Annotated in this window: 23 protein-coding genes; 8 read left to right on the plus strand and 15 right to left on the minus strand. The window is 60.7% G+C overall.

What is annotated here, in order from left to right; translation table 11 throughout:
- Positions 1 to 8: 8 nt before the first annotated feature.
- The 3 genes from AC1DF8_RS11155 to AC1DF8_RS11165 all read right to left on the minus strand — a co-directional run bounded on the left by AC1DF8_RS11155 (position 9) and on the right by AC1DF8_RS11165 (position 3,111).
- Complete coding sequence (locus tag AC1DF8_RS11155; RefSeq protein WP_478153524.1) at positions 9 to 1,370, minus strand: FAD-containing oxidoreductase; 1,362 nt, start codon at positions 1,368 to 1,370, stop codon at positions 9 to 11.
- Positions 1,370 to 1,828 (minus strand): DUF4126 family protein, encoded by a 459-nt coding sequence (locus tag AC1DF8_RS11160; protein ID WP_113114443.1) that lies wholly within the window; start codon positions 1,826 to 1,828, stop codon positions 1,370 to 1,372. The genes AC1DF8_RS11155 and AC1DF8_RS11160 overlap by 1 nt, the downstream gene beginning before the upstream one ends.
- 95 nt (positions 1,829 to 1,923) lie before the next feature.
- Positions 1,924 to 3,111 (minus strand): acyl-CoA dehydrogenase, encoded by a 1,188-nt coding sequence (locus AC1DF8_RS11165; RefSeq protein ID WP_478153526.1) that lies wholly within the window; start codon positions 3,109 to 3,111, stop codon positions 1,924 to 1,926.
- Between the two features lie 168 nt (positions 3,112 to 3,279).
- Between AC1DF8_RS11165 and AC1DF8_RS11170 the strand changes: the two genes are divergently transcribed.
- The gene (locus tag AC1DF8_RS11170; RefSeq protein ID WP_029868895.1) at positions 3,280 to 3,618 is read left to right on the plus strand and encodes a cupin domain-containing protein; all 339 of its coding nucleotides are present in this window, start codon (positions 3,280 to 3,282) and stop codon (positions 3,616 to 3,618) included.
- Here the strand turns inward: AC1DF8_RS11170 and AC1DF8_RS11175 are convergent, their stop codons facing one another.
- Positions 3,619 to 4,569, minus strand: coding sequence for a LysR family transcriptional regulator (locus tag AC1DF8_RS11175; protein WP_112546240.1), 951 nt, complete (start codon positions 4,567 to 4,569; stop codon positions 3,619 to 3,621).
- Positions 4,570 to 4,821: 252 nt separating this feature from the next.
- Between AC1DF8_RS11175 and AC1DF8_RS11180 the strand changes: the two genes are divergently transcribed.
- The 7 genes from AC1DF8_RS11180 to mmsB all read left to right on the plus strand — a co-directional run bounded on the left by AC1DF8_RS11180 (position 4,822) and on the right by mmsB (position 12,003).
- Positions 4,822 to 6,033, plus strand: coding sequence for an ABC transporter substrate-binding protein (locus tag AC1DF8_RS11180; protein WP_029869011.1), 1,212 nt, complete (start codon positions 4,822 to 4,824; stop codon positions 6,031 to 6,033).
- 3 nt (positions 6,034 to 6,036) lie between these two features.
- Positions 6,037 to 6,822 carry an ABC transporter ATP-binding protein gene (locus AC1DF8_RS11185; RefSeq protein WP_112546241.1) on the plus strand — a complete coding sequence of 262 codons (786 nt, stop codon included), beginning with the start codon at positions 6,037 to 6,039 and terminating at the stop codon, positions 6,820 to 6,822.
- Positions 6,822 to 7,523 (plus strand): ABC transporter ATP-binding protein, encoded by a 702-nt coding sequence (locus AC1DF8_RS11190; protein WP_478153530.1) that lies wholly within the window; start codon positions 6,822 to 6,824, stop codon positions 7,521 to 7,523. The genes AC1DF8_RS11185 and AC1DF8_RS11190 overlap by 1 nt, the downstream gene beginning before the upstream one ends.
- A 4-nt stretch (positions 7,524 to 7,527) precedes the next feature.
- Positions 7,528 to 8,415, plus strand: a complete 888-nt coding sequence (locus AC1DF8_RS11195) for a branched-chain amino acid ABC transporter permease (protein WP_112969068.1) — start codon at positions 7,528 to 7,530, stop codon at positions 8,413 to 8,415.
- A 1-nt stretch (position 8,416) separates the two neighbouring features.
- Positions 8,417 to 9,406 (plus strand): branched-chain amino acid ABC transporter permease, encoded by a 990-nt coding sequence (locus tag AC1DF8_RS11200; RefSeq protein WP_478153533.1) that lies wholly within the window; start codon positions 8,417 to 8,419, stop codon positions 9,404 to 9,406.
- A gap of 110 nt (positions 9,407 to 9,516) precedes the next feature.
- Entirely contained in the window at positions 9,517 to 11,112 is a 1,596-nt protein-coding gene (locus AC1DF8_RS11205; RefSeq protein ID WP_478153535.1) for a GMC family oxidoreductase, read from the plus strand.
- 9 nt (positions 11,113 to 11,121) lie between these two features.
- A complete protein-coding gene (gene mmsB / locus AC1DF8_RS11210; RefSeq protein WP_478153537.1) occupies positions 11,122 to 12,003 on the plus strand; it encodes a 3-hydroxyisobutyrate dehydrogenase in 882 nt (293 codons plus the stop codon).
- A 7-nt stretch (positions 12,004 to 12,010) separates the two neighbouring features.
- On the opposite strand, the gene AC1DF8_RS11215 is transcribed toward mmsB, so the two are convergent.
- The 11 genes from AC1DF8_RS11215 to AC1DF8_RS11265 all read right to left on the minus strand — a co-directional run bounded on the left by AC1DF8_RS11215 (position 12,011) and on the right by AC1DF8_RS11265 (position 24,628).
- A complete protein-coding gene (locus tag AC1DF8_RS11215) occupies positions 12,011 to 13,060 on the minus strand; it encodes a DUF2218 domain-containing protein (protein ID WP_478153539.1) in 1,050 nt (349 codons plus the stop codon).
- On the minus strand, positions 13,057 to 15,054 hold the full coding sequence (fhuB, locus tag AC1DF8_RS11220; RefSeq protein ID WP_478153541.1) for a Fe(3+)-hydroxamate ABC transporter permease FhuB: 1,998 nt from the start codon (positions 15,052 to 15,054) through the stop codon (positions 13,057 to 13,059). The genes AC1DF8_RS11215 and fhuB overlap by 4 nt, the downstream gene beginning before the upstream one ends.
- On the minus strand, positions 15,038 to 15,913 hold the full coding sequence (locus AC1DF8_RS11225) for an ABC transporter substrate-binding protein (protein ID WP_478153543.1): 876 nt from the start codon (positions 15,911 to 15,913) through the stop codon (positions 15,038 to 15,040). Before AC1DF8_RS11225 ends, fhuB begins: the two co-directional genes overlap by 17 nt.
- Before the next feature lie 3 nt (positions 15,914 to 15,916).
- Positions 15,917 to 16,696 carry an ATP-binding cassette domain-containing protein gene (locus AC1DF8_RS11230; protein WP_113208363.1) on the minus strand — a complete coding sequence of 260 codons (780 nt, stop codon included), beginning with the start codon at positions 16,694 to 16,696 and terminating at the stop codon, positions 15,917 to 15,919.
- Between the two features lie 90 nt (positions 16,697 to 16,786).
- On the minus strand, positions 16,787 to 18,952 hold the full coding sequence (locus AC1DF8_RS11235; RefSeq protein WP_478153545.1) for a TonB-dependent siderophore receptor: 2,166 nt from the start codon (positions 18,950 to 18,952) through the stop codon (positions 16,787 to 16,789).
- A 162-nt stretch (positions 18,953 to 19,114) separates the two neighbouring features.
- Entirely contained in the window at positions 19,115 to 19,999 is an 885-nt protein-coding gene (locus AC1DF8_RS11240; protein ID WP_029616355.1) for a helix-turn-helix domain-containing protein, read from the minus strand.
- A gap of 117 nt (positions 20,000 to 20,116) precedes the next feature.
- Complete coding sequence (locus AC1DF8_RS11245) at positions 20,117 to 20,872, minus strand: fumarylacetoacetate hydrolase family protein (RefSeq protein ID WP_478153548.1); 756 nt, start codon at positions 20,870 to 20,872, stop codon at positions 20,117 to 20,119.
- A 78-nt stretch (positions 20,873 to 20,950) separates the two neighbouring features.
- Positions 20,951 to 22,318 carry an FGGY-family carbohydrate kinase gene (locus AC1DF8_RS11250; protein WP_478153550.1) on the minus strand — a complete coding sequence of 456 codons (1,368 nt, stop codon included), beginning with the start codon at positions 22,316 to 22,318 and terminating at the stop codon, positions 20,951 to 20,953.
- The gene (gene rhaM, locus AC1DF8_RS11255; protein WP_478153552.1) at positions 22,315 to 22,635 is read right to left on the minus strand and encodes an L-rhamnose mutarotase; all 321 of its coding nucleotides are present in this window, start codon (positions 22,633 to 22,635) and stop codon (positions 22,315 to 22,317) included. Before rhaM ends, AC1DF8_RS11250 begins: the two co-directional genes overlap by 4 nt.
- Entirely contained in the window at positions 22,632 to 23,642 is a 1,011-nt protein-coding gene (locus AC1DF8_RS11260) for an ABC transporter permease (protein ID WP_478153554.1), read from the minus strand. The genes rhaM and AC1DF8_RS11260 overlap by 4 nt, the downstream gene beginning before the upstream one ends.
- Positions 23,639 to 24,628 carry an ABC transporter permease gene (locus tag AC1DF8_RS11265; protein WP_029616356.1) on the minus strand — a complete coding sequence of 330 codons (990 nt, stop codon included), beginning with the start codon at positions 24,626 to 24,628 and terminating at the stop codon, positions 23,639 to 23,641. The genes AC1DF8_RS11260 and AC1DF8_RS11265 overlap by 4 nt, the downstream gene beginning before the upstream one ends.
- Between the last annotated feature and the right edge of the window lie 10 nt (positions 24,629 to 24,638).

Here is a 24,638-nt window from a genome sequence, read left to right on the forward strand (position 1 = left end):
GCGATCTATCAGATCGCCTTCAAATCACCCAGAAGCGTCGGGATCAATTCCGAAACGGTGGGATGGATCGGTACCGACCACTGCAGCACCGGATAGGTCGTCCCGGCATTCATCGCATCGATGATGCCGTGAATCACCTCGTCGCCCTCGATCCCGAGGATCGCCGCCCCCAGGATTTCCTTGCTCTCCGCATCAGCGACCACCTTCATGAAGCCCTTGGTTTCGCCGCGCTCATTGGCGCGGCCGACCTTGCTCATCGGGCGGGTCGACACCATGATCTTGCGGCCCGAGGCGCGTGCCTGCTTTTCCGTCATGCCGACGCGGCCAAGCGGCGGATCGATATAGAGGGCGTAGGCGAGAATGCGGCTCGACAGTTTCCTGTCGCCACCGTCCAGCAGATTGGCTGCGGCGATCTCGAAGTCATTGTAGGACGTATGGGTGAAGGCACCGTGGCCGTTGCAATCTCCGAGTGCCCATATACCTTCGACATTGGTTGCCAGCCGGTCATCGACGGTAATAAAGCCGTGCTTGTCAGTGGCCACGCCAGCGGCATCGAGACCGAGGTCGTCGGTATTCGGCGTCCGGCCGGTCGCGACGAGCACATGGCTTGCCTCGATTGTTTCCTTGTCGACCGTGACCGTCGCGCCATTGTTGGTTCTGGCGAAGCTAATATCCTTGACATCTGTATGGATCTTGATGCCCTCGGATCTGAGGATATCGGCGATCGCATCGGAAATATCCTCGTCCTCGCGGGAGGCGAGTTTCGGGCCGCGCTCGATCACCGTTACCTCGGCGCCGAAACGCCGGTACATCTGTGCAAATTCCAGGCCGATATAGCTTCCGCCGATAATGGCAAGATGCTTCGGCAGGCTGTCGAGATGGATGATGCCGGTGCTTGTGAGATACTCGATATCAGCAATGCCCGGCATGTCGGGGACGACAGGGCGAGCGCCGACATTGAGGAAGATCTTCGGCGCCGTCAGCGTCTCGCCGTTGACGACGACTTCCTTCGGGCTCGTGAAGCGGGCGTGGCCGTAGATGACGGTCATGGTTTGCATGCCGCCGAACCAGCTGCTCAAACCGTTGCGGGCATTCATGATGATTGTCTCTGCTCTACCCCGCACGGTCTTCATGTCGATGGCGATTTCGCCCGGTATCCGCACACCGTAATCGGCGCCGTGCCGCGCCACGTAGGCGGCGCGCGCGCTTGCGACCAGCGTCTTTGTCGGCATGCAGCCTGCGTTAACGCAGGTGCCGCCGAGGAACTTGCGTTCGATCAGCGCCACCTTCATACCCTTTTCCGCCATGCGGGCAGCGAGGAATGGGCCGGCCTGGCCGGCGCCGATGAAGATTGCGTCGAAGCTCTTCATCAGACTGCCCACGCGATAATAATGGCGCCGATGACGGCCACGGCATCCTCTATCAGGGCTGCCGGGCGATCCTGGCCGAAAGAGGCCGCGAGCTTGCTGCGCACCGCAGCCCCGCCAAGCGTGCCGATGACAGCGCCGATGACGCCGGCGAGAAGGCCTCCGAAGAGCAGGCTGCTGGCCGCGCCGATGACTGCGCCGGAAAGTGCGCCCATAACAATGCGTGCGCCGAACTGGACGGGCACCTTGCGCGAGGGGGTGGTCGGCAGCTGGTCAGTGATGAGCTCGACGACAGCCAGCACCGTGAAAATCCACGGTGTCCACTGGTAGCCCATGAAGGCGAGCGGTGTCTGGGAGACATCGAACCAGCCAAGTGCCGCGCCCCAGGCGACGGCGGCAGGTGCGGTCATGGCGCGAAGACCGGCAATGACGCCGATCAGAAGTGCGAGCAGCAGAAACATATGCACATCCCCCTTGCACCGTCGGCCTGTCTGCCGCGGCAAGGGAGGTTTGCACATTGTTATCCAGCTTGCAATTCGCCTCCTGCGCGGCTGAGTCAGTTGGAGAAGGCTGCAATGCCTGTGATCGCGCGACCGAGAATAAGCGCATGAATATCATGCGTTCCTTCATAGGTATTGACCACCTCGAGATTGACGAGGTGGCGGGCGACGCCGAATTCGTCGGAAATGCCGTTGCCGCCCAGCATGTCGCGGGCTGCTCGCGCAATATCCAGCGCCTTGCCGCAGGAATTGCGCTTGAGGATCGATGTCAGTTCGACGGGTGGATGGCCCTCTTCCTTCATGCGGCCGAGACGCAAGCATCCCTGAAGCCCGAGCGAGATTTCGGTTGCCATATCGGCAAGCTTCTTTTGAATGAGCTGGTTGGCGGCGAGCGGCCGGCCGAATTGCTGACGGTCCAGCGTATATTGCCGAGCCGTTGCATAGCAGGCTTCGGCCGCGCCCAGCGCACCCCAGGCAATGCCGAAGCGAGCGGAGTTGAGGCAGGTGAACGGTCCCTTGAGACCGCTGACATGGGGCAGCAGGTTCTCTTCCGGTACGAAGACATTGTCCATGACGACTTCGCCAGTGATCGAGGCGCGAAGTCCGACCTTGCCCTGAATCTTTGGAGCCGACAGGCCCTTCGAGCCTTTTTCCAGGATGAAGCCGCGGATAAGTCCATCCTCGGTCTTTGCCCAGACGACAAAGACATCGGCAATCGGCGCGTTCGAGATCCAGGTCTTGGAGCCCGTCAGGCTATAACCGCCATCGACCTTCTTTGCCCGTGTCGCCATGGAGCCCGGATCAGAGCCGTGATTGGGCTCGGTCAAACCAAAACAGCCGATCCATTCGCCGGTCGCAAGCTTCGGCAGATATTTCTTCTTCTGCTCTTCGGAACCAAAGGCGTCGATCGGCACCATGACAAGCGAGGACTGTACGCTCATCATYGAACGGTAACCGCTGTCGATCCGCTCTACTTCGCGGGCGATCAGGCCGTAGGCGACGTATCCGAGGCCAGCGCCGCCATATTCCGGATCGATCGTCGGGCCGAGAAGGCCGAGTTCGCCCATCTCCCGGAATATTTCCGGATCTGTCTTTTCGTTGCGAAAGGCTTCGAGGACACGGGGGGCGAGCTTTTCCTGCGCGTAGGCATGGGCGGTGTCCTGCACCATGCGCTCCTCGTCGGTCAGCTGCTCCACGAGCCGAAACGGATCAGCCCAGTCGAAAACCTCGCGCGTATGCCGCATGTCCAGTCTCCTCACCTGTAATCACGCATGCCTGACTTAAGGTCGCATAGACCTGCCTGTTTGCGGCGTCAACAAGGGGACCATCCCGCCAAAGATCAAGGCACATCTTTTCAAATGCCGGCTGGTGCGCCAGTTTGCGCGCAATGGATTCGGATGTGAGGAGCAGACATGTCATCGAGCGATCTCTTCGTATCGGCGGAAGGTGCCGAATGGGTAAACCCTGAACCGGGCGTGACTCGCCGTATCATGGCCTATCTGCCCGAGATGATGATGGTGGAGGTCGCCTTTGAGGCAGGCGCCGTGGGTGCGGCTCATTTCCACCCGCATATCCAGGCAAGCTATGTCGCCGAAGGTAGCTTCGAGGTGACGATCGATGGTCGCACCGAAGTCTTGAAACAGGGCGGCAGCTTTATTGTGCCACCCAATCTGGTCCATGGTGTCAAGGCATTGCAAAAGGGTCGCCTCATCGACACCTTTACTCCGCATCGCGCCGAATTCCTGAAGTAATCACATCTCTGCCTTTGCCTTTCGAGCTGCGGCGGAGCCAATGTAGGGCGGTATGAAACAGGCGTCTTCGCTGCGCACGGCTTCGCGCAGGAAGTCGATGACGGCGCGCACGCGCGGCGCCTGCTTCAGATCCCGATGGCAGGTTATCCAGTAATGCCGCTTGAGATCGATCTCGTCAGGCAGCACGCGCACCAGTTCGGGATAACGGCAGGCAAAGAAATAGGGCAGGATGCCGAGGCCCAGACCGTTTCTGGTGGCCGTCAACTGCGCGAAGATGCTGGAACTCTGGAATTGCGGCTTGATGCGCGGATGCACGTCGCCGAGATAATCGAGCCCCGGTGCGAAGATCATTTCCTCGATATAGCTGATGAAGGGATGGTTCAGCAGGTCGTCACGCGTGGCGATGGGTGCTGCGCGGGCGAGATAGTCGCGCGAGGCGTAGACCTGCAGATGATAGTCCGTCAGCTTTTCCGCAAAGTAGGGACCACCTTTGGGCTCGTCGAGGACGACCGAGATATCCGCCTCCTTACGGGAAAGCGACATGATCTGCTGGATGGTGACGAGTTCTAGTGCCAGATGCGGATGGCGGGCGGCAAATTGCGGCAGGACGGTCGCAAAGAAGAAATTCGCAAAACCTTCCGGTGCGCTGAGGCGCACGAGGCCGCGCTGGCTGAGCGAGCCATCGGCGAGATCGGCGCGCAGCCGTTCCGTTTCCTGTTCCATCTTTTCGGCGGTTTCTACAAAGCGCGTGCCCATGGCAGTCAGCACGTAACCGCGCGGATTGCGCTCGAAGAGCTTCACCTTCAATGCGAATTCCAGCCGATCGATGCGCCGTGAGACGGTCGCATGGCTTGAGCGCAACTGCCGGGCCGCCGTCGAAAGCTGGCCGGTGCGGGCGACGGCTAGAAAAAACTGCAGATCGTCCCAAGTAAACTGCGAAGCATGGCTCATCGGCGTCGCCCATCCGTCTACGTCTTTGGTCTAATGCCGCCCGGCAACGAGAGCGCTGCGACTGTTGGCGGAGCACCATTATGACGGGTTCTGTTCAAAAACGAACAGATACTGTTTGGAATTAGATGTAAACCGCCAGTTGCCTCGTTGAGGAAATTCCGTGATCGTAAGGGTGGAGCGGCCGCTTTGAGGAGAGTGGATCGCCAAATTTGAACAGATTCGCGATCTGGCCAATCTCTGGGAGGAGAGAATATGCGAAAGAATTTCATTGCGTCCGTTGCATTTTTGCTTGCAAGCAGCACCGCCGTGTTTGCCCAGAGCGCAGCTATTTCCGATGGTAAGGTCAAGATCGGCATCCTGAACGACCAGTCGGGCGTTTATGCCGACTTTGGCGGCAAATCCTCTGTCGAGGCCGCCAAGATGGCCGTCGAGGACTTTGGCGGCAAGGTGCTGGACATGCCGGTCGAGATCGTCGATGCCGACCACCAGAACAAGCCTGATATCGCCTCCAACATTGCCCGCCAGTGGTATGACACCGAACAGGTCGATGCCATCATGGAACTGACGACCTCTTCGGTTGCGCTCGCAGTCCAGGCGGTCGCCAAGGAAAAGAAGAAGATCGATATCGTTACGGGTGCTGCGACGACTGATCTCACCGGCAAGGCCTGCTCGCCTTATGGCTTCCACTGGGCCTATGACACCCATGCACTTGCCGTCGGTACCGGCGGGGCACTGGTCAAGCAGGGCGGCGACAGCTGGTTCTTCCTGACGGCGGATTACGCTTTCGGCTACTCGCTGGAACAGCAGACCACCGACTACGTAAAGGCAAGCGGCGGCACGGTCGTCGGTTCGGTACGCCATCCCTTGTCGACACAGGATTTCTCGTCCTTCCTGCTGCAGGCACAATCATCGGGCGCCAAGGTTATCGGCCTTGCCAATGCCGGCCTCGATACGTCGAATGCCATCAAGCAGGCGGCAGAGTTCGGCATCACCCAAGGCGGCCAGCATCTGGCGGCATTGCTCTTCACGCTCGCCGAAGTTCACGGCCTTGGCCTCGAAGCAGCTCAGGGCCTGACGTTGACGGAAGGCTATTACTGGAACCGCGACGACGACAGCCGCGCATTCGCCAAGAAATTCTTTGCCCGCACCGGCAAGATGCCGAACATGATCCACACCGGCACCTATTCGGCGGTTCTGCAATATCTGAAGGCGATCCAGAAGGCCGGAACGGATGAGACGGAGGCCGTCGCCAAGCAGTTGCACGAAATGCCTGTCGACGACGTCTTCGGCCGTGGCGGCACGGTTGGCCCGAACGGCCGCATGATCCATGACATGTACCTGCTGCAGGTCAAGAAGCCCGCGGAAAGCAAGGAACCGTGGGATTACTTCAACGTTCTCGCCACCATCCCGGGCAAGGAAGCCTATATCGACCCCGCCAAGAGCGGCTGCGATTTGGTGAAGTGAACGATGGCGGTTTCCGCGATTGAGACTGGAGCCAAGCCGCGGGTGGTACTCTCCGCCCGCGGCCTGCGCCGTGATTTCGGCGGCTTCACGGCCGTCAAGAATGTCGATCTCGATGTGCATGATGCGAGCGTCCATGCACTGATCGGGCCGAACGGTGCCGGCAAGACGACGGTGTTCAACCTGCTCACCAAGTTCCTGCAGCCGACATCAGGCGCCATCACGCTGATGGGGACCGACATCACCAGGACGCCGCCGGACCGGGTGGCGCGCATGGGCCTCGTCCGTTCGTTCCAGATCTCTGCCGTCTTCCCGCATCTTTCCGTGCTCGATAATGTCCGGGTCGCCCTGCAGCGTCCGAATAATCTTTCCACCCAGTTCTGGCGACCGCTTTCGGCGCTCGACAGTCTCAATGATCGGGCCGAGCAATTGCTCGCCAGTGTCGGGCTTTCCAAGGAGCGTGATCATATCGCCGCCGACCTCTCCTATGGGCGCAAGCGTGTGCTGGAGATTGCGACCACTCTCGCGCTCGATCCGAAAGTGCTGCTTCTCGATGAGCCGATGGCCGGTATGGGGCAGGAGGATGTCAGCGTCGTCTCCGCCATCATTCGCGATGTCGCCCGCGACCGCGCGGTTCTGATGGTCGAGCACAATCTGTCCGTCGTTGCCAATATCTGCCAGCATGTCACCGTGCTGCAGCGCGGCGAGATCCTCGCCGAGGGGGACTATGCGACAGTCAGTCAGGATGAGCGCGTACGCCAGGCCTATATGGGCACGGAGGAGCATCACTGATGGCGCCGCTTCTCGAAGTTAAGGGGCTGAACGCCTGGTATGGCGAAAGCCATATCCTGCACGGCATCGACATGACGGTGGGCGAAGGCGAGATGATTACCATTCTCGGCCGCAATGGTGTTGGCAAGACGACGACTTTGCGCACCATCACCGGTATTGTGCGCTCCCGAAAGGGAAAGATCAGCTTTGCTGGTACGGATATGATGCAGGTGCCGTTGCATAAAACCGCCCATAGGGGCATCGGCTTCGTACCGGAGGAGCGCGGTATTTTTTCGACGCTGACGGTTTCGGAGAATCTGATGCTGCCGCCGGTCGTAGCGCCCGGCGGCATGACCCTCGATGAAATCTACGAGCTTTTTCCGAACCTTTACGAGCGGCGCACGAGTTCCGGCACCAAGCTTTCGGGTGGCGAGCAGCAGATGCTGGCGATCGCCCGCATTCTGCGCACCGGCGTGCGCCTGCTGTTGCTCGATGAGCCAACCGAGGGGCTGGCGCCTGTTATCGTCCAGCGGATCGGCGAGGTCCTCRGGACACTGAAGGAGCGCGGCATGACGATCGTGCTCGTCGAGCAGAATTTCCGTTTCGCAAGCCGTATTGCCGATCGCTTCTATCTGATGGATCATGGGCAGATGGTCTCGGAATTCCCGGTCGGCGAACTGCCGCAGCGCATGGATATGCTGCACAAGGTTCTGGGAGTGTGACGCGATGACGATGATCTTCGGCATTCCCTTGCAGGCACTGCTCGGCCAGCTGCTGATCGGCCTGATCAACGGGTCCTTCTATGCGCTTCTGAGCCTTGGTCTTGCGATCATTTTCGGTCTTCTGCGTGTCATCAACTTCGCGCACGGCGCCCAGTACATGCTCGGCGCCTTCGTGGCCTACCTGCTCTTGAACTATCTCGGTATCGGTTACTGGCCGTCGCTGATCCTGGCGCCCGTCATCGTCGGATTGGCCGGTGCTGTCATCGAGCGGCTCTTCCTTCGCCGGCTCTATGATCTCGATCCGCTCTACGGCCTGCTGTTCACCTTCGGTCTGGCGCTCGCAGTCGAAGGCACGTTCCGCTATCTCTACGGCTCATCCGGCCAACCCTATGCGACGCCACCGGCACTGGCCGGGGGCGTGAATCTCGGCTTCATGTTCCTGCCGATCTATCGCGGTTGGGTGGTGGTCGTTTCGCTCGTCGTCTGCATCGGCACCTGGCTGCTGATCGAAAAGACCAAGCTCGGCGCCTATCTGCGCTCGGCGACGGAAAACGCCACGCTCGTGCAGGTCTTCGGCGTCAACGTTCCGGTGCTGCTGACCTTTACCTATGCGCTCGGCGCCGGCCTTGCGGCCTTCGCCGGCGTGCTCGCCGCCCCCATCTACCAGGTCTCGCCGCTGATGGGCTCCAACATGATCATCGTCGTCTTTGCCGTGGTCGTCGTCGGCGGCATGGGGTCGATCATGGGCGCCATCATCACGGGCTATGTGCTTGGCATCGCGGAAGGCCTGACCAAGGTCTTCTATCCGGAGGCCTCCAATATCGTCGTCTTCGTCATCATGGCGATCGTGCTTCTCATCAGGCCCGCGGGCCTCTTCGGCCGGGATGCGTGACATGGCTGACATCACCGAAACCATCCGAACGGAAAAGAGCCGAACTGCTTTATCGGTTCAGACTGGGTTCCTGATCATCGGGCTCCTGCTTCTCTTGCTCGCGCCCTTCTTCTTCTACCCGATCTTCCTGATGAAGCTGCTTTGCTTCGCGCTCTTTGCCTGTGCCTTCAACCTGCTGCTCGGCTACACGGGACTGCTGTCCTTCGGCCATGCCACCTTCTTCGGCGGAGCTGCCTATTTCACCGCCTATACGGTGAAGTCCTGGGGCTTTCCGCCCGAGCTCGGCATCCTCGTCGGCGTCGCCGGGGCCGCATTTCTGGGCCTCGTCATGGGTTTCTTTGCGATCCGCCGCCAGGGTATCTATTTCGCCATGATCACGCTGGCGCTGTCGCAGATGTTCTTCTTTTTCTGCTTGCAGGCAAAATTCACTGAAGGTGAGGATGGCATCCAGTCTGTGCCGCGCGGCCACCTCTTCGGCTTCGTCGATCTCAGCAGCTCCACCAACATGTATTATTTCGTGCTGGCGGTGTTCCTGATCGGACTTCTGATCATCTGGCGCTTCATCAATTCGCCCTTCGGCATGATCCTGAAATCGATCCGCGAGAACGAGCAACGGGCAATCTCGCTCGGCTATTCCGTGGCGCGTTACAAACTCGGAGCCTTCGTGATGTCGGCAGCTCTTGCCGGGCTGGCAGGATCGGCCAAGGCTCTGGTCTTTCAGTTTGCGACGCTGACGGATGTCGCTTGGCAGATGTCGGGTGAGGTGATCCTGATGACCCTGCTCGGCGGTATCGGCACGCTGATCGGCCCGGTATTCGGCGCTGGCCTCGTCGTGACGCTGCAGAATTATCTCGCGACCTCAGAATTTCCGGTGACTATCATCACCGGCGTTGTCTTCATGATCTGCGTGCTGATCTTCCGCCGTGGTATTATCGGCGAATTCTACGCCTCGCGGCTCGGGCGTAAACTGGGCTTTGTCTACCGCCGCTGAACGGGCGGACCTCTTTTCCTGCAATGGGAAAAGATGTGCAGCGGCGCCGCAAAATTCCGCCTCCTCGGCCCCGGGGAGGCGGGAGGCAGCCATTTCGGAGTGCATGATCCATGGATCGCTACGACTATATCATCATCGGGGCAGGCAGTGCGGGCTGCGTGCTCGCAAACAGGCTATCGGCCGACCCCAATACGAGGGTCTTGCTGCTGGAGGCGGGTGGCAACGACAACTACCACTGGATCCATATTCCCGTCGGCTATCTCTATTGCATTAACAATCCGCGTACCGACTGGTGTTTTACGACCGCGCCCGAGGACGGGCTGAACGGGCGGGCGCTGAATTATCCGCGAGGCAAGGTGCTCGGCGGCTGTTCCTCCATCAACGGCATGATCTATATGCGCGGTCAGGCCCGCGACTACGATCTCTGGCGGCAGATGGGCTGCACCGGCTGGGGGTGGGACGACGTGCTGCCCTATTTCCGCAAGTCGGAGGATCACTATAGGGGCGAGGACGACATGCATGGCGCCGGCGGCGAATGGCGCGTGGAAAAGGCGCGCGTCCGCTGGGATGTGCTCGATGCCTTCCAGCAGGCGGCCAAGGAGGCCGGCATTCCCGAAACGGCAGATTTCAATCGCGGCAGCAACGAAGGCTCCGGCTATTTCGACGTCAACCAGCGCGCCGGCATCCGCTGGAACGCGACGAAGGCCTTTCTGCGCCCGGCCATGAAACGCGGCAATCTCACTGTCATGACCAAAGCGCAGGTGCGGCGGCTGCTGGTTGAAGAGGGCTCCGTCACCGGCGTCGAATTCCAGCATGGCGGCAGGGCGAAGCGGGCCTATGCAGCGAAGGAGACGGTGCTTTCGGCCGGCTCCATCGGCTCGCCACACATTCTGGAACTGTCAGGCGTCGGCCGCGGTGACGTTCTCCATCAGGCCGGCATCGACGTGCTGACCGAGGTGAAGGGTATCGGCGAGAACCTGCAGGACCATCTGCAGCTTCGGCTTGCCTATAAGGTGACAGGTGTGCCGACACTCAACGAAAAGGCGTCGAAGCTGCTCGGCAAGGCGGCGATTGGCCTCGAATATCTGATGCACCGTTCCGGCCCGATGGCGATGGCGCCGAGCCAGCTTGGTATCTTCACTCGCTCCGGCCCCGATAAGGAGACGCCTGATCTGCAGTATCATGTGCAGCCGGTGTCACTCGACAAGTTCGGCGATCCCGTCCACGCCTTTCCGGCGATCACGGCGAGCGTCTGCAATCTCCGGCCGGAAAGCCGCGGTTCCGTGCATGTCTCCAGCCCCGATTTTGCCGCCCAGCCGGTCATTGCGCCAAAATACCTCTCGACGCAGCGCGATCGCGACATAGCTGTTCGCTCGATAAAGCTGACGCGCCGGATCGTCGCGCAGCCGTCCTTCGCCCGCTTTCATCCAGAGGAGTTCAAGCCGGGGCCGAGCTACCGAAACGAGGCGGAACTGGAAAAGGCGGCTGGCGATATCGGCACGACGATTTTTCATCCGGTCGGCACCTGCCGCATGGGCATCGACAGGGACAGCGTCGTCGATCCGAGGTTGAGATTGCGGGCGCTCGGCAGGCTCCGGATCGCGGATGCCTCAGTGATGCCGGCCATCACTTCGGGCAATACCAATTCGCCGACGATCATGATTGCCGAAAAGGCGGCGGCCATGATCATCGAGGACAACAGATAGGAGAAGAGCATGGCAAGGATCGGATTTATCGGGCTTGGCAACATGGGCGGTCCAATGGCTGCCAATCTCGTCAAAGCCGGCCACGAGGTTCTTGGCTTCGATCTGGCGGCTCCGGTGCTGAAGGCTGCGGAGGAAAGCGGTGTGAAACCGGCCAGCCATGCCAGCCAGGCGGTCAAGGAGGCCGAGATCATCATCACCATGCTGCCGCAGGGCAAGCACGTGCTGACGGCCTGGGCCGACATATTGCAATCGGCGGCGCAGGGTACGCTCGTCATCGATTGCTCGACCATCGATGTCGAAAGCAGCCGCAAGGCGCACGAAATGGCGAAAGCCGCAAGCTGCCTGTCGCTCGACGCACCCGTTTCCGGCGGCACGGTCGGAGCGAGCGCCGGTACCTTGACCTTTATGGCAGGCGGCTCGGAAGAAGCCTTTGCCAAGGCAAAGCCGATCCTGGAGGCGATGGGCAAGAAGATCGTTCATTGCGGTGAAGCAGGCGCCGGACAGGCCGCGAAGATCTGCAACAACATGATCCTCGGCATTTCCATGGTCGGGGTCTGCGAAGCCTTCGTGCTTGCCGAAAAGCTCGGTCTCTCGCATCAGGCGCTCTTCGATGTCGCTTCCACCTCATCCGGCCAATGCTGGTCGATCAACACCTATTGCCCGGTGCCGGGACCGGTGCCGACCTCGCCGGCCAACAATGATTACAAGCCGGGTTTTGCTGCAGCACTGATGCTGAAGGATCTGAGGCTTTCGCAGGAGGCGGCACTCGCGAGCGGTGCCTCCACGCCGCTTGGTGCGGAAGCCGCACAGCTCTACGCGCTCTTCGAGAAGCTCGGCAACGGCGGCAAGGATTTCTCCGCCATTATCGAGATGTTCCGTGAAAAGGCATAAGGGGCCTCTACCGCTCCCAATAGGCGCCGATGCTCATCTTGTGCCGGTCGTGGCCACGTTCGGTCTTGAGGAAATCGCGGATGCGCTTGGCCTCGGATCGTTCACAGCCGGCCCAGACGAAGGTCTCTGCGTCGACATCCGTCAGTGCGCCTTTGATTGCGCTTTCGATTAGACCCATGGTGCCGGCCGGCGCGCCGTTACGATGMATCCAGGTCAGGTCGACAATGCCAGCGGACGGCAGCGACAATTCCTCCGAGGGACCATCGACTTCGAGGAAGATTCGCAACTGCGTTCCCGCGGGAACTTCTGCCGCAATGCGCGAGATCGCGGGCAGCGCCGTCTCGTCTCCGGCAAGGATCATCAACGTGGCATCGGGAATACCCCCGCCGCCAGGGCCGAGTGCACCGGCGATATCGCCGGGCTGGGCATTCACCGCCCATTCGGCGCCGGGCATGTTTTCGCCTTCATGCAGCACGAAATCGATATCGATCTGGCCGCGCTCCAGATCGATCCTGCGGAACGTGTAGATACGCACGGTCAGCGCATCCTCATCCTTCGCCCATTCAATGCGGCCATCGGAGCGGAGCCTTGGCCAGACGGGCGCACGACCCTTCGGTGGGATCAGCAGGCGGAAATGCAGCCCGCCGTGCGCGAAATGCCTGGCATCATCACATGCCACAGTCACCCGGCGCATATGCGGGCTTATGTTACGAGCGCCGATCACGCGGATTTCGCGCAGATCCGGCAGATGGTCGGCTTTCGGTGCGTCCGACCATGTCAGCTCCAGCGTGTCTTCGCCGGCGAACTGAAAGAGATGTTCGGCAAGCACCGAGCGGACATTCTGGAGTGCACGCGCACTTCGGCACGAGAGTTCGATCTCGAGCTTGCGGCCCTCGTGCCGGATATCGGCCTTGCCGGTGATCATTTCCAGCGTGACCAGATCACCGTCGCGTTTCACGGTGCTGTGCTCGACGAAATGCGAGCAAATCTCGTCGAGCATTCGGCCTGGATCGACGGCGATTGCGACGCCGGATGCGGTAAAGGGTTCGCCCATCATTGTTTGATGTCCTTTCGCGAAAGCAGCCAGATGAGGTAGGGGCCGCCGATCAGCGCGGCGAAAAGGCCGACTGGCACCTGATAGGGGTAGATGATGACACGCGAGAGCCAGTCGGCCGTCATCAGTACCCCGGCGCCTGAAAGCACGCTCGCAGCAAGCTGATGTGCAGGTCGGTCGAAGCCGGCCAGACGCGCCAGATGCGGGGCGATGAGCCCGGTGAGGCTGAGTGGGCCGACCAGGAATGAAGCGATCGCCGTCATCAGTGCGGCGAGCACGGCCAGAACCAGGCGGCTTGCGCCGACCCGGAGGCCGAGAGATCGACTGGAATTGCCGCCGAGCGGCAACATCGTCAGCCAGCGGCCGAGGAAGGGCAGCGGCGTCACCAGCACGATGAGCGAAATCATTGCCGTCCAGGCTTCAAAAGCACCCGCGCGATTGGTCGAGCCCGAAAGCCAGGTGAGCAGGATGTAACCGCGCATGTCGCCCTGCGCGAGCACCATCGTGACGATTGCCATTGCGAAGGCGCCGATGCCGACACCGGCGAGCAGCATGCGCTCTGGCGAAAACTGCGCGCGAGCGGAAATGGCGATCATCGCGCCGAAAGCCGCGAGCGCCCCTAGCACCATAGCAAGCAGCATGATGACGGTCGACGGGAAGCCGAACAGGAAGAGCGCGACAGTCAGGCCCGCGCCGGCGCCGCTACTGATGCCGAGCACTTCCGGACTGGCGATCGGATTGCCGGTGACGCGCTGCATGATGAAGCCGGCGGCGGCGAGCATGCCACCGGCACCGGCCGCAACTAACGTGCGCGGCAGGCGGAAAGGCAGGAGGTCAGTGAAGAGCACGCCGGTGGCCATATGCCAGCCATCATCGGACGGACCGAGCGTGAGGAAGAGTGCGAAGAGCAGCAGGATTGCGGCTGACAGCACGGCAAGGGCGGCGATTGGCGTCGACAGCCTCCTGAGCGCCTGTGTTGACTGCGCTGCCAAGGTCGAGACGGAATGCACGCGCGGCAGCAGGAACAGCAGCAGGGGACCGCCGAGCAGCGCGGTGGCAGCGCCGGTAGGGGCGAGATCGGTGAAGCCGGGGCCGAGAATTTGCGTCAGGCAATCGGTAAGGAACAGTAAAGCGGCGCCGGTCAGTGGCGCAGCGATCATCAGGCTTCCGGTACTGCGCGCACCCAGGAGCCTGGCGATGGCTGGTGCTGCGAGGCCGAGGAAGCCGATGACGCCGACTTCAGCGGTGACCGAGGCTGCAAGCCAGACAGCGAGCGCGAGGACGGCAAAACGCGCCATATGCAGCGCGAGGCCGAGGCTTCTCGCGCTGCTGTCGTCGAGTGTCAGGATGCGCAGCGGTCGTATCAGGATCAGGGCGGAGACAAAGCCGAGAACGAGGCGGGGTGCGAGCGTGATGACGCCATCCCAGTCCTGCTGGCTGAGCGAGCCAGCGCCCCAGATGTAGATCGACATGGCATATTCGCCGCGCGCGAGGATGAGGGTCACGCTCAGCGCTGCAGCGATCATGCTGACGATCATGCCGGAGAGCGCCACGGTAACCGGATCGAGCCCGCGTCGCCAACTGAGCGCCAGCACGATCGCGACGGCGCCAAGGCCGCCGCCGAAAGCGACGATCTCTCGCGAAGGGCCGATCAGCAACGGCGAGAAACTGAGCGCTGCCGTCATCGCCAGTTCTGCACCGGAGGCAATGCCGAGTGTGGAGGCATCGGCTATCGGATTGCGCAGCACGCGCTGCAACAACGTTCCGGAAAGTCCGAGCGCTGCACCGGCAACCAGCGCCAGCACAGAGCGGGGGAGGATGCTGTTCCAAAGCAAAACGCTATCGAGGGCGGCCGCCTGAACGGCATCGCCAGGCACCTGCGGGCGTGTCGCGATCAGAAACACGAAGGCAGCGACGCAAAGGGCGGGAAGCACAATCGCCGCAAGCGGAAGACGGTGACCGCGGGCGGGATGAGCAAGGCTAGCCATTCCATGCATGACCGAGCCTCTCCTGCAAAAGATCGGCGAAGCGCATGGCTGCAGGCAGCGCGCCGTAGGGATTGATCGAACCAAGTACGAGCACGCGCTTCTCGCGTACTGCCGGCAACGCATTCCAGAAGGCACTTGTCGACAGCGTGGCGAGCGCATCAACGGGATGCGGCGGGATCATGACGATCCAGGCATCCGGCATGGAGGCCAGCGTCTCGATGCCGACAGGGGCCGCAGCCGAGTAGCTGGTCGCGCCTTGCCAGGCGTTGATCAGACCGACGCGCTTCAGCACCTCGCCGAACATGCTGTCGGAACCGAAGACGCGAAAATGCCTGGCATCGCCGAGATTGATCGGAAGGACAGGCCGGCCGTCGCCCGCCGCAAATGCTGCCTTGTATCGGTCCAGCCTTCCGGCAAGCTCTTCTGTGAACTTTCTCGCCGCATCGAGCTCTAGTCGATCGCCGATGGCGATTGTTGCCCGTTCTGCCAGCATGTAAGGGCTCTCGCCAGGCTTGTAGATCGCGTGGCTTTCGACGGGGGCGATCGGTTGCATACGGGCATCCGCCCAGGCGTAGAAGTTCGAATTGAAAATCAGGTCCGGTCGGGCAAACCGCAGTACTTCGAGGTTTGGCGTGCCCCGCAGGCCGAGATCGGCGACATCATCTGGCACCGCGGGTATGACCGCCACCTCCCGGAACTGGCGAAGTTCCGTTCCGGCAACAACATTGGCGCCGATTGCCAGCAGGGTTTCGAGCAAGGCCCAATCGAGGGTCGCGACACGCACACTATCGGCCGCCCGCAGCAAAGCCGGGGCCGACAGCGTGGCCGCCGCACCGGCGAGAAGCTGCCTGCGGGAGAAAAATGCCATGGCCTACAACAGATAACTGACCGGCTCGTTTCGAACCGGGTGCGAGAAAACGCCCATGCCGACGCCGAAGATCGACTGCAGCATGTCGGCCTGCATGATATCGGCTGGCGTGCCTTCGGCGGTGATGCGGCCACGGTTGAGCGCGATGATCGCATCGCAGTAGCGCGCCGCGAGGTTGATGTCGTGCAGCACTATGACGACGGTTAGCCCGCGCTCATGGCTGAGTTCTTGCACCAGCGACAACACGCTGGCCTGATGCGCAAGATCGAGCGCCGACGTCGGTTCGTCGAGCAGCAGGCAGCGGGCGTTCTGGGCAAGCATCATGGCGATCCAGGCGCGCTGGCGCTCGCCGCCAGACATGCTCGCGACGAGACGATCGGCAAAATCCTCAAGCTCAGTGCGGACGATTGCTTCTTCGACCATGTCGCGATCGGTGGCACTGAAGCGGCCGAGCGTGCCATGCCAGGGGAAGCGGCCGAGCGCCACCAGTTCCCGTACGGTCATGCCATCGGTTGCTGGCGTGAACTGCGGCATATAGGCGACATGGCGGGCGAACGCGCGACTGCCCCAGTCGGCGGACGCCTTCCCGTCGAAAGATATGGAGCCGCTCTTCGGGGCGATCTGCCGGGCAACGATCTTCAGAAGGGTGCTTTTGCCGGAACCGTTTGGGCCGACGAGGCCATAGATACGGCCAGCCTCAAGCGTCAGATCGATACCGTCAATTATCGACCTGTTGCCTATCGCGTAATCGATCCCAGCAAGGTTCAGGAAGGGCGTGGACACGAGGAAACTCCGGCTTTGCTGCAAGGGTTCGGGAGGACCAGGCCTCCCTTTCATGCAGCTTCCTGAAAAAACTAAACTCGATTTGTCAACTTACCATTTCTTGCTAAGCTTGAAAGTGACCGTGCGTGCGTCACCGTAACCGCAGACCGTCAGGCCCTGGCAGCTCGACACATACTCCTTGTCGAAGAGATTGGCGACGTTGAGCGACGCCGCCCAATTTTCCTTTTCGTAGCGGATGGCCGCGTCGAACACGGTCGCTGCCGGTACCTTCTCGGTGTTGGCTTCGTCAGCCCAGGACCAGCCCTGATGCCGAACGCCGGCGCCGAAGCTCACCCCTTCCAGCGCGCCCGTCGTGACGAGATAGTCGATCCAGAGCGAAGCTTTGACTTTCGGCGTGATGTAAGGGGATTTGCCGACGAGAAGCGGGTTAGCTTCGTTTTCAAGCACTTCCATGTCGGTATAGTCGAGCCCGGCAGTGACCTTCCAGTTGTCGTTGACGTTGACCTTGCTTTCGAGTTCGAAGCCGCGCGAACGCACCTTGCCGAGCTGGCTCTGTTCGAAGGTGACCGGGTTCGTCACGGCATTGTTGCGCTTGTCGATCTGGAACACCGAGGCCGTAATCACGCCATCGAAGAAAGTCGGCTCATACTTGACACCGCCTTCGATCTGATAGCCTTCCTCAGGCTTGAGCGGGCCGGAAATGCCGGTGCCGATCAACGGGTTGAAGAAGCTTGCGACACTGACATAGGGGGTCAGGCCATTGTCGAACTCGTAGGCGAGGCCGGCACGGCCGCTGGCTGCGCCATCATCGAAGCTGTAGCTCGTCCCGATCGCGGCATCGGAGTCGATATCGACATGGTCATAACGGCCATTCAATGTCAGCAGCCAGCCATCACCGAAATGGATCTGGTCCTGAGCGTAAATACCGATCTGCTTCATGGTGACGATGCCATCGGCGTAAACGAAATTGGCTCCTTGCGGCGCGCCGTAGACCGGATCGGTTGCGCTGATCGGGTTAGAGCCGCAGCAAGCCTGCCAATTGTCCAACCGGTAATATTTGTAGTCGATGCCGGCGAGCAGGTTATGCGTTGCGCCGCCGAGCTCGGCCTCGCCCTCGATGCGATTGTCGATGCCGACGGAATCGACGCCGGAACGGCCTTCAAAGCCGATACGAGCCAGATCGTAATCCGGTGCTGTCGGCACGCCGCCGACATAGCCGTTGAGGTATGGGCCCTGCTCATGCTTGTCGAGCCGGCCATAACGGAAGTTCGAAGTGAATTTCACGCCGCTGTCGAATTCGTGCTCGAATTCATAGCCGATCATTTTCTGGACATAACTGCCGTCGTCGATATCGGGCTCGCCGTAGAAGGCGTCGCGCGGGATCTTGCCGAAGGGCGCGTCTACGACCGTGCCGACATATGGGAAGAAACCGTTGCCGGTATGGACCTGATCGAGGCCTGCGAGATAACCCCAGACGGTGAAGCTCGTCGCATCGTCAGGTGCGATCTTCAGCTGCGGCATGATGAAGCCGCGGAAATCATGAGAGAAATCCGAGTAGTTGTCGCCGCCGGAGACCTTGCCGGTGATACGGTAGGTCATCGTATCGCTGGAACCAACCTTGTCGGATATGTCGAAACCGGTGAAGGCGTTGCCGTTACTGTTGATACCGATATCGGTGTAATAAAGCGGCTCGTCGAGCGGGCGCTTGCGCACGAGATTGATGATGCCGCCCGGATTGGCGCCACCGTAGAGAACCGAGGCCGGCCCCTTTAGAACCTCGACGCGCTCCAGCATGAACGGATCGATCTGGAAACCACCGAAGCCGTAGCTGAAGAGGTTCAGGTTGTCGAAGAAGACGCCGGTCTGTGTGGCGTTGAAGCCGCGGATATAGAACCAGTCCGTATCGGGATCATTGCCGAAAGGCTGGGTCGTGACGCCGGGCGTATAAAGCAGCGCCTCGTCGATCTTGTTGGTGATGCCGTGATCGTCCATTTCCTGCTTGCCGATAACGGAGACCGACTGCGGGATCTCGTTCAGCGGCGTATCGCTCTTGGAGCCTGTGGAGGAGGTTTTTGCGACATAGCCTTTGACGGGGCTGGTGGCGGTTTCATCGCCGGCGCCCTGGATGACGATCGGCGCCAACTGCGTCGGATTGGCATCCTGGGCAACGGCGGAAGAGATCGCCATGATGCCGGTGACAGCCGTTCCTGCCAATAGATATGTCCTGAAGGTGAGCCCTTTGGTCTGCGCTCGCATAGATTACCCCACTCGTGCCGCGGCTTTTCCAGCCGCGCAATGGCCTTGAATAAGTCGAGTGTTTAACTCAAATTTAATTGGGCGGATTGTCCTGATCGGGTGGAAATTGAACGTTCTTGGGCAATATTCTGCGCGGCGTGCAAAAGCTCAGGCGTGTTGCACTTACGCAATCTGCGCCTTTTTCCAGTTCGCCGGCGTGGTTCCCAGATTCTTGCGGAAGACACGAGTGAAATGGGCCTGATCGGCAAAGCCCGTTTCGACGGCAATGGTCGTCAGAGGATACTCGCTGCGCACGAGCAGATGTTTTGCGCGATCGAGGCGGAGATTGGTCTGATATTGATGCGGTGCCACGCCGGTCGAGGCCTTGAAGGCGTGGCTGAAATGCGATTGCGACAGGCCGGTGACCGATGCCAGTTCCTCAAGCCGGATGTTGCGCAGGCAGTTTTCCTCGATGAAATCGGTGGCACGGCGCAATTGCCAGCCGGCAAGCTTGCTGCGCTTGCGCGGCTGCACCTTCGTAAGCTTCAGCACATCGATGATGAGGGAGAGCGACAGGCCGTCGCCATAGAGATCATGCAGCGGCTGCGGATTGACGCATTCGGCGGCAATCAGCTGGGCGAGCGACAACAGCCGCTCGTCGGAAAACAGCAGTTGGGCATTGGCGAGGCGCTGCGGATCGAGATCATCGCCGAGCCTTCGGCTGATCGTCTCGACATCGAAATGGATATCGAGATGGCGCAGGGAATGCACATCCACCAGATCGGCCCAGACTTCCATATCGGCCGGCACATAGGAGATCGGCCGCTTCTCAGTGTCCTGGACCGTGCCGTGGGCGCGTGGCGAGAGCTTTACCTGCGAATTGCCCGGCCCGCGCTTTTCAAGGAGGATGAAAAGCCGCGGGTCGCGCGATACGTAGTAGCCGCCGGAATGGGGAGCACAGTCCACATCCCAGACATCCGCCACGATGCCGTTCCACACCCGGCGATTGACGCCTTTGGTGACGGAAAAGCCGTGAATCCTGTTTTGCATGCGCGGTTGAAACGTCATTTCCACTTCTGTCTCCGGCCGGACGGCCGAAATAAACCTTCGTAATAAACTCAAGTTTAATACAGGAGGCGGAGTGGGATGACAATCACCCAGTTCATGCGGGTGGAAATGCTGGTATCAGACGACGGAGAAGGTCAACCTTGCGCTGTCGCCGAAGCGGATGTCGATCTCGCCGGGTTCGGTGAGTTCGACGGCGCCACTGAGCGTGCCGGTGGTGACAAGCGCGCCCGATTTCAGTGAACCTTCCGGGCGCAGCGGGTCGTTGGCGTAATCGACCAGCCAGGTCACGACGTCGCCCTTGGGATGTTTGGCTAGGCCGTCATAGATCGTCTTGCTGCCCTGGGTGACCTTCAGCGGTGTGCTTGCGGCGGTATCGATGAAACTCTTTGCGATGGCGGGGCCAAGCACATAACCGCTATTGCCGAGACGATCTGCGAGGAAGAGAAGGAAGGAGACAGCACCGCTTTCCCTGACCGCGCTGACCAGCAGTTCGGCGCCGAGATAGGCGGTGGAGATCGCCTCCAGCACTTCGGCGCGGCTGTAGGGGGCACCCTTGCGGTAGGGCAGATCCTTGCCGAAGCGAACGGCAATTTCGGTTTCGAATTTCAGGCCCGGATACCAGGCAATGGTCGCACCGGAGACAGCTTCGGCATAGGGATGGAGAGGTGCTGTAACCGGCTGGCCCTCGGGCGAGACCGTGACCTTCCAGGCGTTGCTCGCGATCCCTTCTTCAGCCTTCACGGCATTCTGGGTTTCCATCGCCTGGTTCAGATCAGCCGGCAGCGAAAAGGCGCTCGTCGGCTCCTGCTTTGCGGCCTGGCGCAAGGCGCGGAGTTTGGTGGCGAGTGCGCGCGGGTCGAATGAATCAGTCATGCTGTTTCCTCCATCAAATCGAGAGGTGCCACAGTAGCGGCGCAGCCGACGTGGACAAGGCTAGTCTTGGAAAGACTGTTATTCCATCGCGGCGTACCAGCGATCCCGGTAGGCGGGAAGGCCTGGAATTGCCTGGGGCGAGAAGTGTTTTTCCACCCCGGATACCGGCTTGATGCCGGCAAGCAGGGCAGCGCCCTGACTGGTGCCGGTCGAGCCCGGCAGCGCCATCGTATCACGGCCGGTGATTGCGGCAATCAGCGACAGATAGGTCTCGTTCAATGCGAAAGGGCCTTCGACGATGATTGGGCCTTTGGCGCCGATCAGCCCGAGGCAGGCCTCCGTCATCAATGCGAGATAGAGGCAGGCAGCGGCATATTGTTCGTCGCGGCTCGCATCTTCCACGTTGATCCAGCGGCTGACCTTGCCCGGAAAGGGGCCTGAGCCGGGTGCCACGTTCGGCAGCAGCATGATGCCCCTTTCGACGACATCCGCGATAGCAGCTTTTGCCTCAGCATCGCCAACCTTGCCGATCTCGGCCGACAGGATTTCGAATTCGCGACCGCCCATGAAACGGGAGGAGGGCACGGCGCGGCCATAGGCATCGACATTGGCGAGCGCATCGCGCTTGGCGTCGAGATGGGCGAGATCCCCGCCGACGCCGAAATTGATGACCCAGGTCCCGGTCGAGACGACGGTAACGGGCGCCTCGCGGCCGACGAGATGCGGCAGCAGTGACGCGTTGGAATCATGGATGCCGCAATAGACCGGCACCGAGAGACCGATTTCTTCGGCAATGTCCGGCAGAACGGGACCGAGTGGATCAAAGGCCGAATGGATCGGCGCCATCCGGTCGCGAATGGCAAGCGCATCGACCAGCGAAGAGTAGGCACCGGTCTTCGGGTTCCAGAGGTCCGTGTGGCAGCCGAGCGAGGTTGCCTCGTTTGCCGCCACGCCGGTCAATCGTGCCGACCAATATTGCGCATAGGTGACGATGGTTGCGACCTTGGCGAATTCTTCGGCAAAAGCCGTTTTCTGGTAATGGAGTTGTGCGCCGATATTCAGGCCCATTGAAAGACGGGGCGAGAAGGTTTCGGAGAAGGGCGGCCGCAACGCGTCATAGGCGTCGCGGATCTCCTGTGGATATTCATGCTCATAATCGATGACGGGCATCACAAGCTTGCCGTCTGCGCCGAGCAGGGCGGCTGCCGCGCCGTGCGTGGTGATCGAGATCGCATCGAAACCCGGCTCGCTCGCAAAGGCTTTCAGCGAGGTGAGAGCGAAGCTCCAGAGTGCTTCAATATCATAATGCGGATAAAGGCCGTCGCGGATGACCGTATTCGGCTGCTTGCGGACGGCAATTTCTGCGCCCGTCGTGCTGTCGAGAACGACGACCTTGGCGTTTGTCTTGCCGATATCGAGAACGGCGATGCGGCGGTAATCGCTCATGGCATATGAAAAACAGTAACGAGGTCGCTCTGTACGGGCGAATTGTCGGGATTGGACGCCATGATATCAGCCATATGCGCCCACCATTTCTTCATGACGGGATGGTCCGGCAGGCTTGCCATCGTGTGATCCTGCGGCCGGGTCAGCACGCCGAAAAGCGTGTTGGTCTCGCGGTCGAGATGGATCGAATAGTCGCTGGCGCCGGACTGATGCAGCAGATCGATCAGTTCCGGCCAGATCTCGTCATGCCGCTTCCTGTATTCGGCCTCCATGCCAGGATTGAGCTTCATCTTGAAGGCGTGTTTTTCCAGGGTCATTTGGCGCTCATGGCTTTGATGCGGCGGGCGATGATCGGGATCGCGATGGTGATGATCAGGAGCAGGCCGATGAAGATCGACATGACGATGCCGGGTACGTTCAGGAGCCCCAGACCGAAAGTGACGAGGCCCATGACGAAGGCGGCGATAACGACGCCGCCGATCGTGCCGGAACCGCCGAGGATCGAGATGCCGCCGAGCACGACCATGGTGACGACTTCCAGCTCCCATCCTTGAGCGATCGACGGGCGCGTCGAGCCGAGGCGCGAGGTGAGGCAGACGGCGGCGATGCCGCTCATCACACCGGTCAGCAGGAAGAGGATGAATTTTACGCGCTCGACCGGAATGCCGGAGAAGCGGGCGGCAAAGTCATTGTTGCCGATYGTGTAGACCTGCCGGCCGAAATTCGTGGCATGCAGCAGGATGGCGAAAAGGATCGCCAGTACGATGAACAGAACGAATTCAAAAGAGAAAACCCAGACGACGTAGCCCTGGCCGAAATAGGCGAAATCAGTCGGATATTTTCCATAGGCCTGGTCGCCGAGCACGATGTAGGAAATGCCGCGGAAGAGGCTCATCGTGCCGATGGTGACGACGATTGAGGGCAGTTTCAGCACGGAAACGAGCACACCGTTGAAGATGCCGCAGAGAAGGCCGGTGCCGATGCCGATCAGCACGAGGCCCGGTGTGCCGACACCGGCCTGCGCTGCAGCACCCATGGCCGTCGAAGCGAGCGCGATGATGGCGGCAACCGACAGGTCGATCTCGCCGGCTATGACGAGCAGCGCCATTGCAAAGGCGATCATCGCCTTTTCGGTGAAGTTGAAGGTCGCGTCAGAGAGGTTCCAGGCATCGAGAAAATAGGGCGAAGCTACGGAATTGAAGATGAAGATCAGGACGGCCACACCGAAGAGCAGCACTTCCCAGCTTGACATGACACGCTTGAAGGGTGTGCCGAGGCGATCGGGAATGACGCGCTTTTCGGGTGTTGACGAAACGGCGCTCATGCTGCGACCTCCGCTGCTGCGCGATCCCGCAGGATGATGCGGCCGCGATTGCGCTCGCGCCTTGCATTGAAGACGACGGCGAGAATGATGACGGTTCCTGAGATCGCCATCTGCGTGAAAGGCGAAATGCCGATGACGGGCAGGGCGTTCTTGATGACACCGAGGAAGAGCGCGCCGAGCACCGTGCCGGCAACCGAGCCGACACCGCCGGCAATCGAAATGCCGCCGATGACGCAGGCCGCGACGCTGTCGAGTTCGAAACCGTTGGCGATATCAACATAGGCGACCGCATAACGGGAAACCCAGAGATAGCTGGAAAGACCGGCGAGCGCGCCCGAGAGCACAAAGGCCAGGAATTTCGTCTTGCCCGTATCGATACCGGCATAAATGGCGGCGGTCGGATTGCCGCCGGTTGCATAGGCCGAACGGCCGAACGGGCTGTAGCGCAGGAGCATGTACATCAGCGCGACGATGATGATGGCGACCCAGCTCAGCACAGGCAAGCCGAGGATCGGCGTGCGAGGAACGGCAAGGAAGGTCGGCGTCATCTGATGCGCGTTCACCCAGGCGCCGCCCGAGAGCACGAAGGCCATGCCGCGATAGATGGTGAGGGTGCCGAGGGTAACGACAATCGGCGGTATTTCGAGCCGCCAGACGAGGAAACCGTTGATCGAGCCGAGGGTTGCGCCGATCACGACTGCCGCAAGGATGAGAACGATGAGCGGCAGTCCGGGAAAGGCGGCGTTCATCATCGCGATCGCCATGCCGGTAAAGGCAAGATTGGCTGCGACCGAAAGGTCGATCGATTTCGTCAGGATCACCGTCATCTGGGCAAGCGCCAGGATGATGAGGATTGCCGTATCGTTGAAGATGCCGGCGAGATTATCCGGTGTGGCGAAATCGGCTGCGCGCGTCGAGAACACGGCAATCATCACCACGATGATGGCGAAGAGCAGGGTTTCGCGTTTTCTGATCAGTCTCATCATGCCCGTCACC

The sequence above is a fragment of the Rhizobium sp. 05N49 genome, assembly GCF_056396805.1.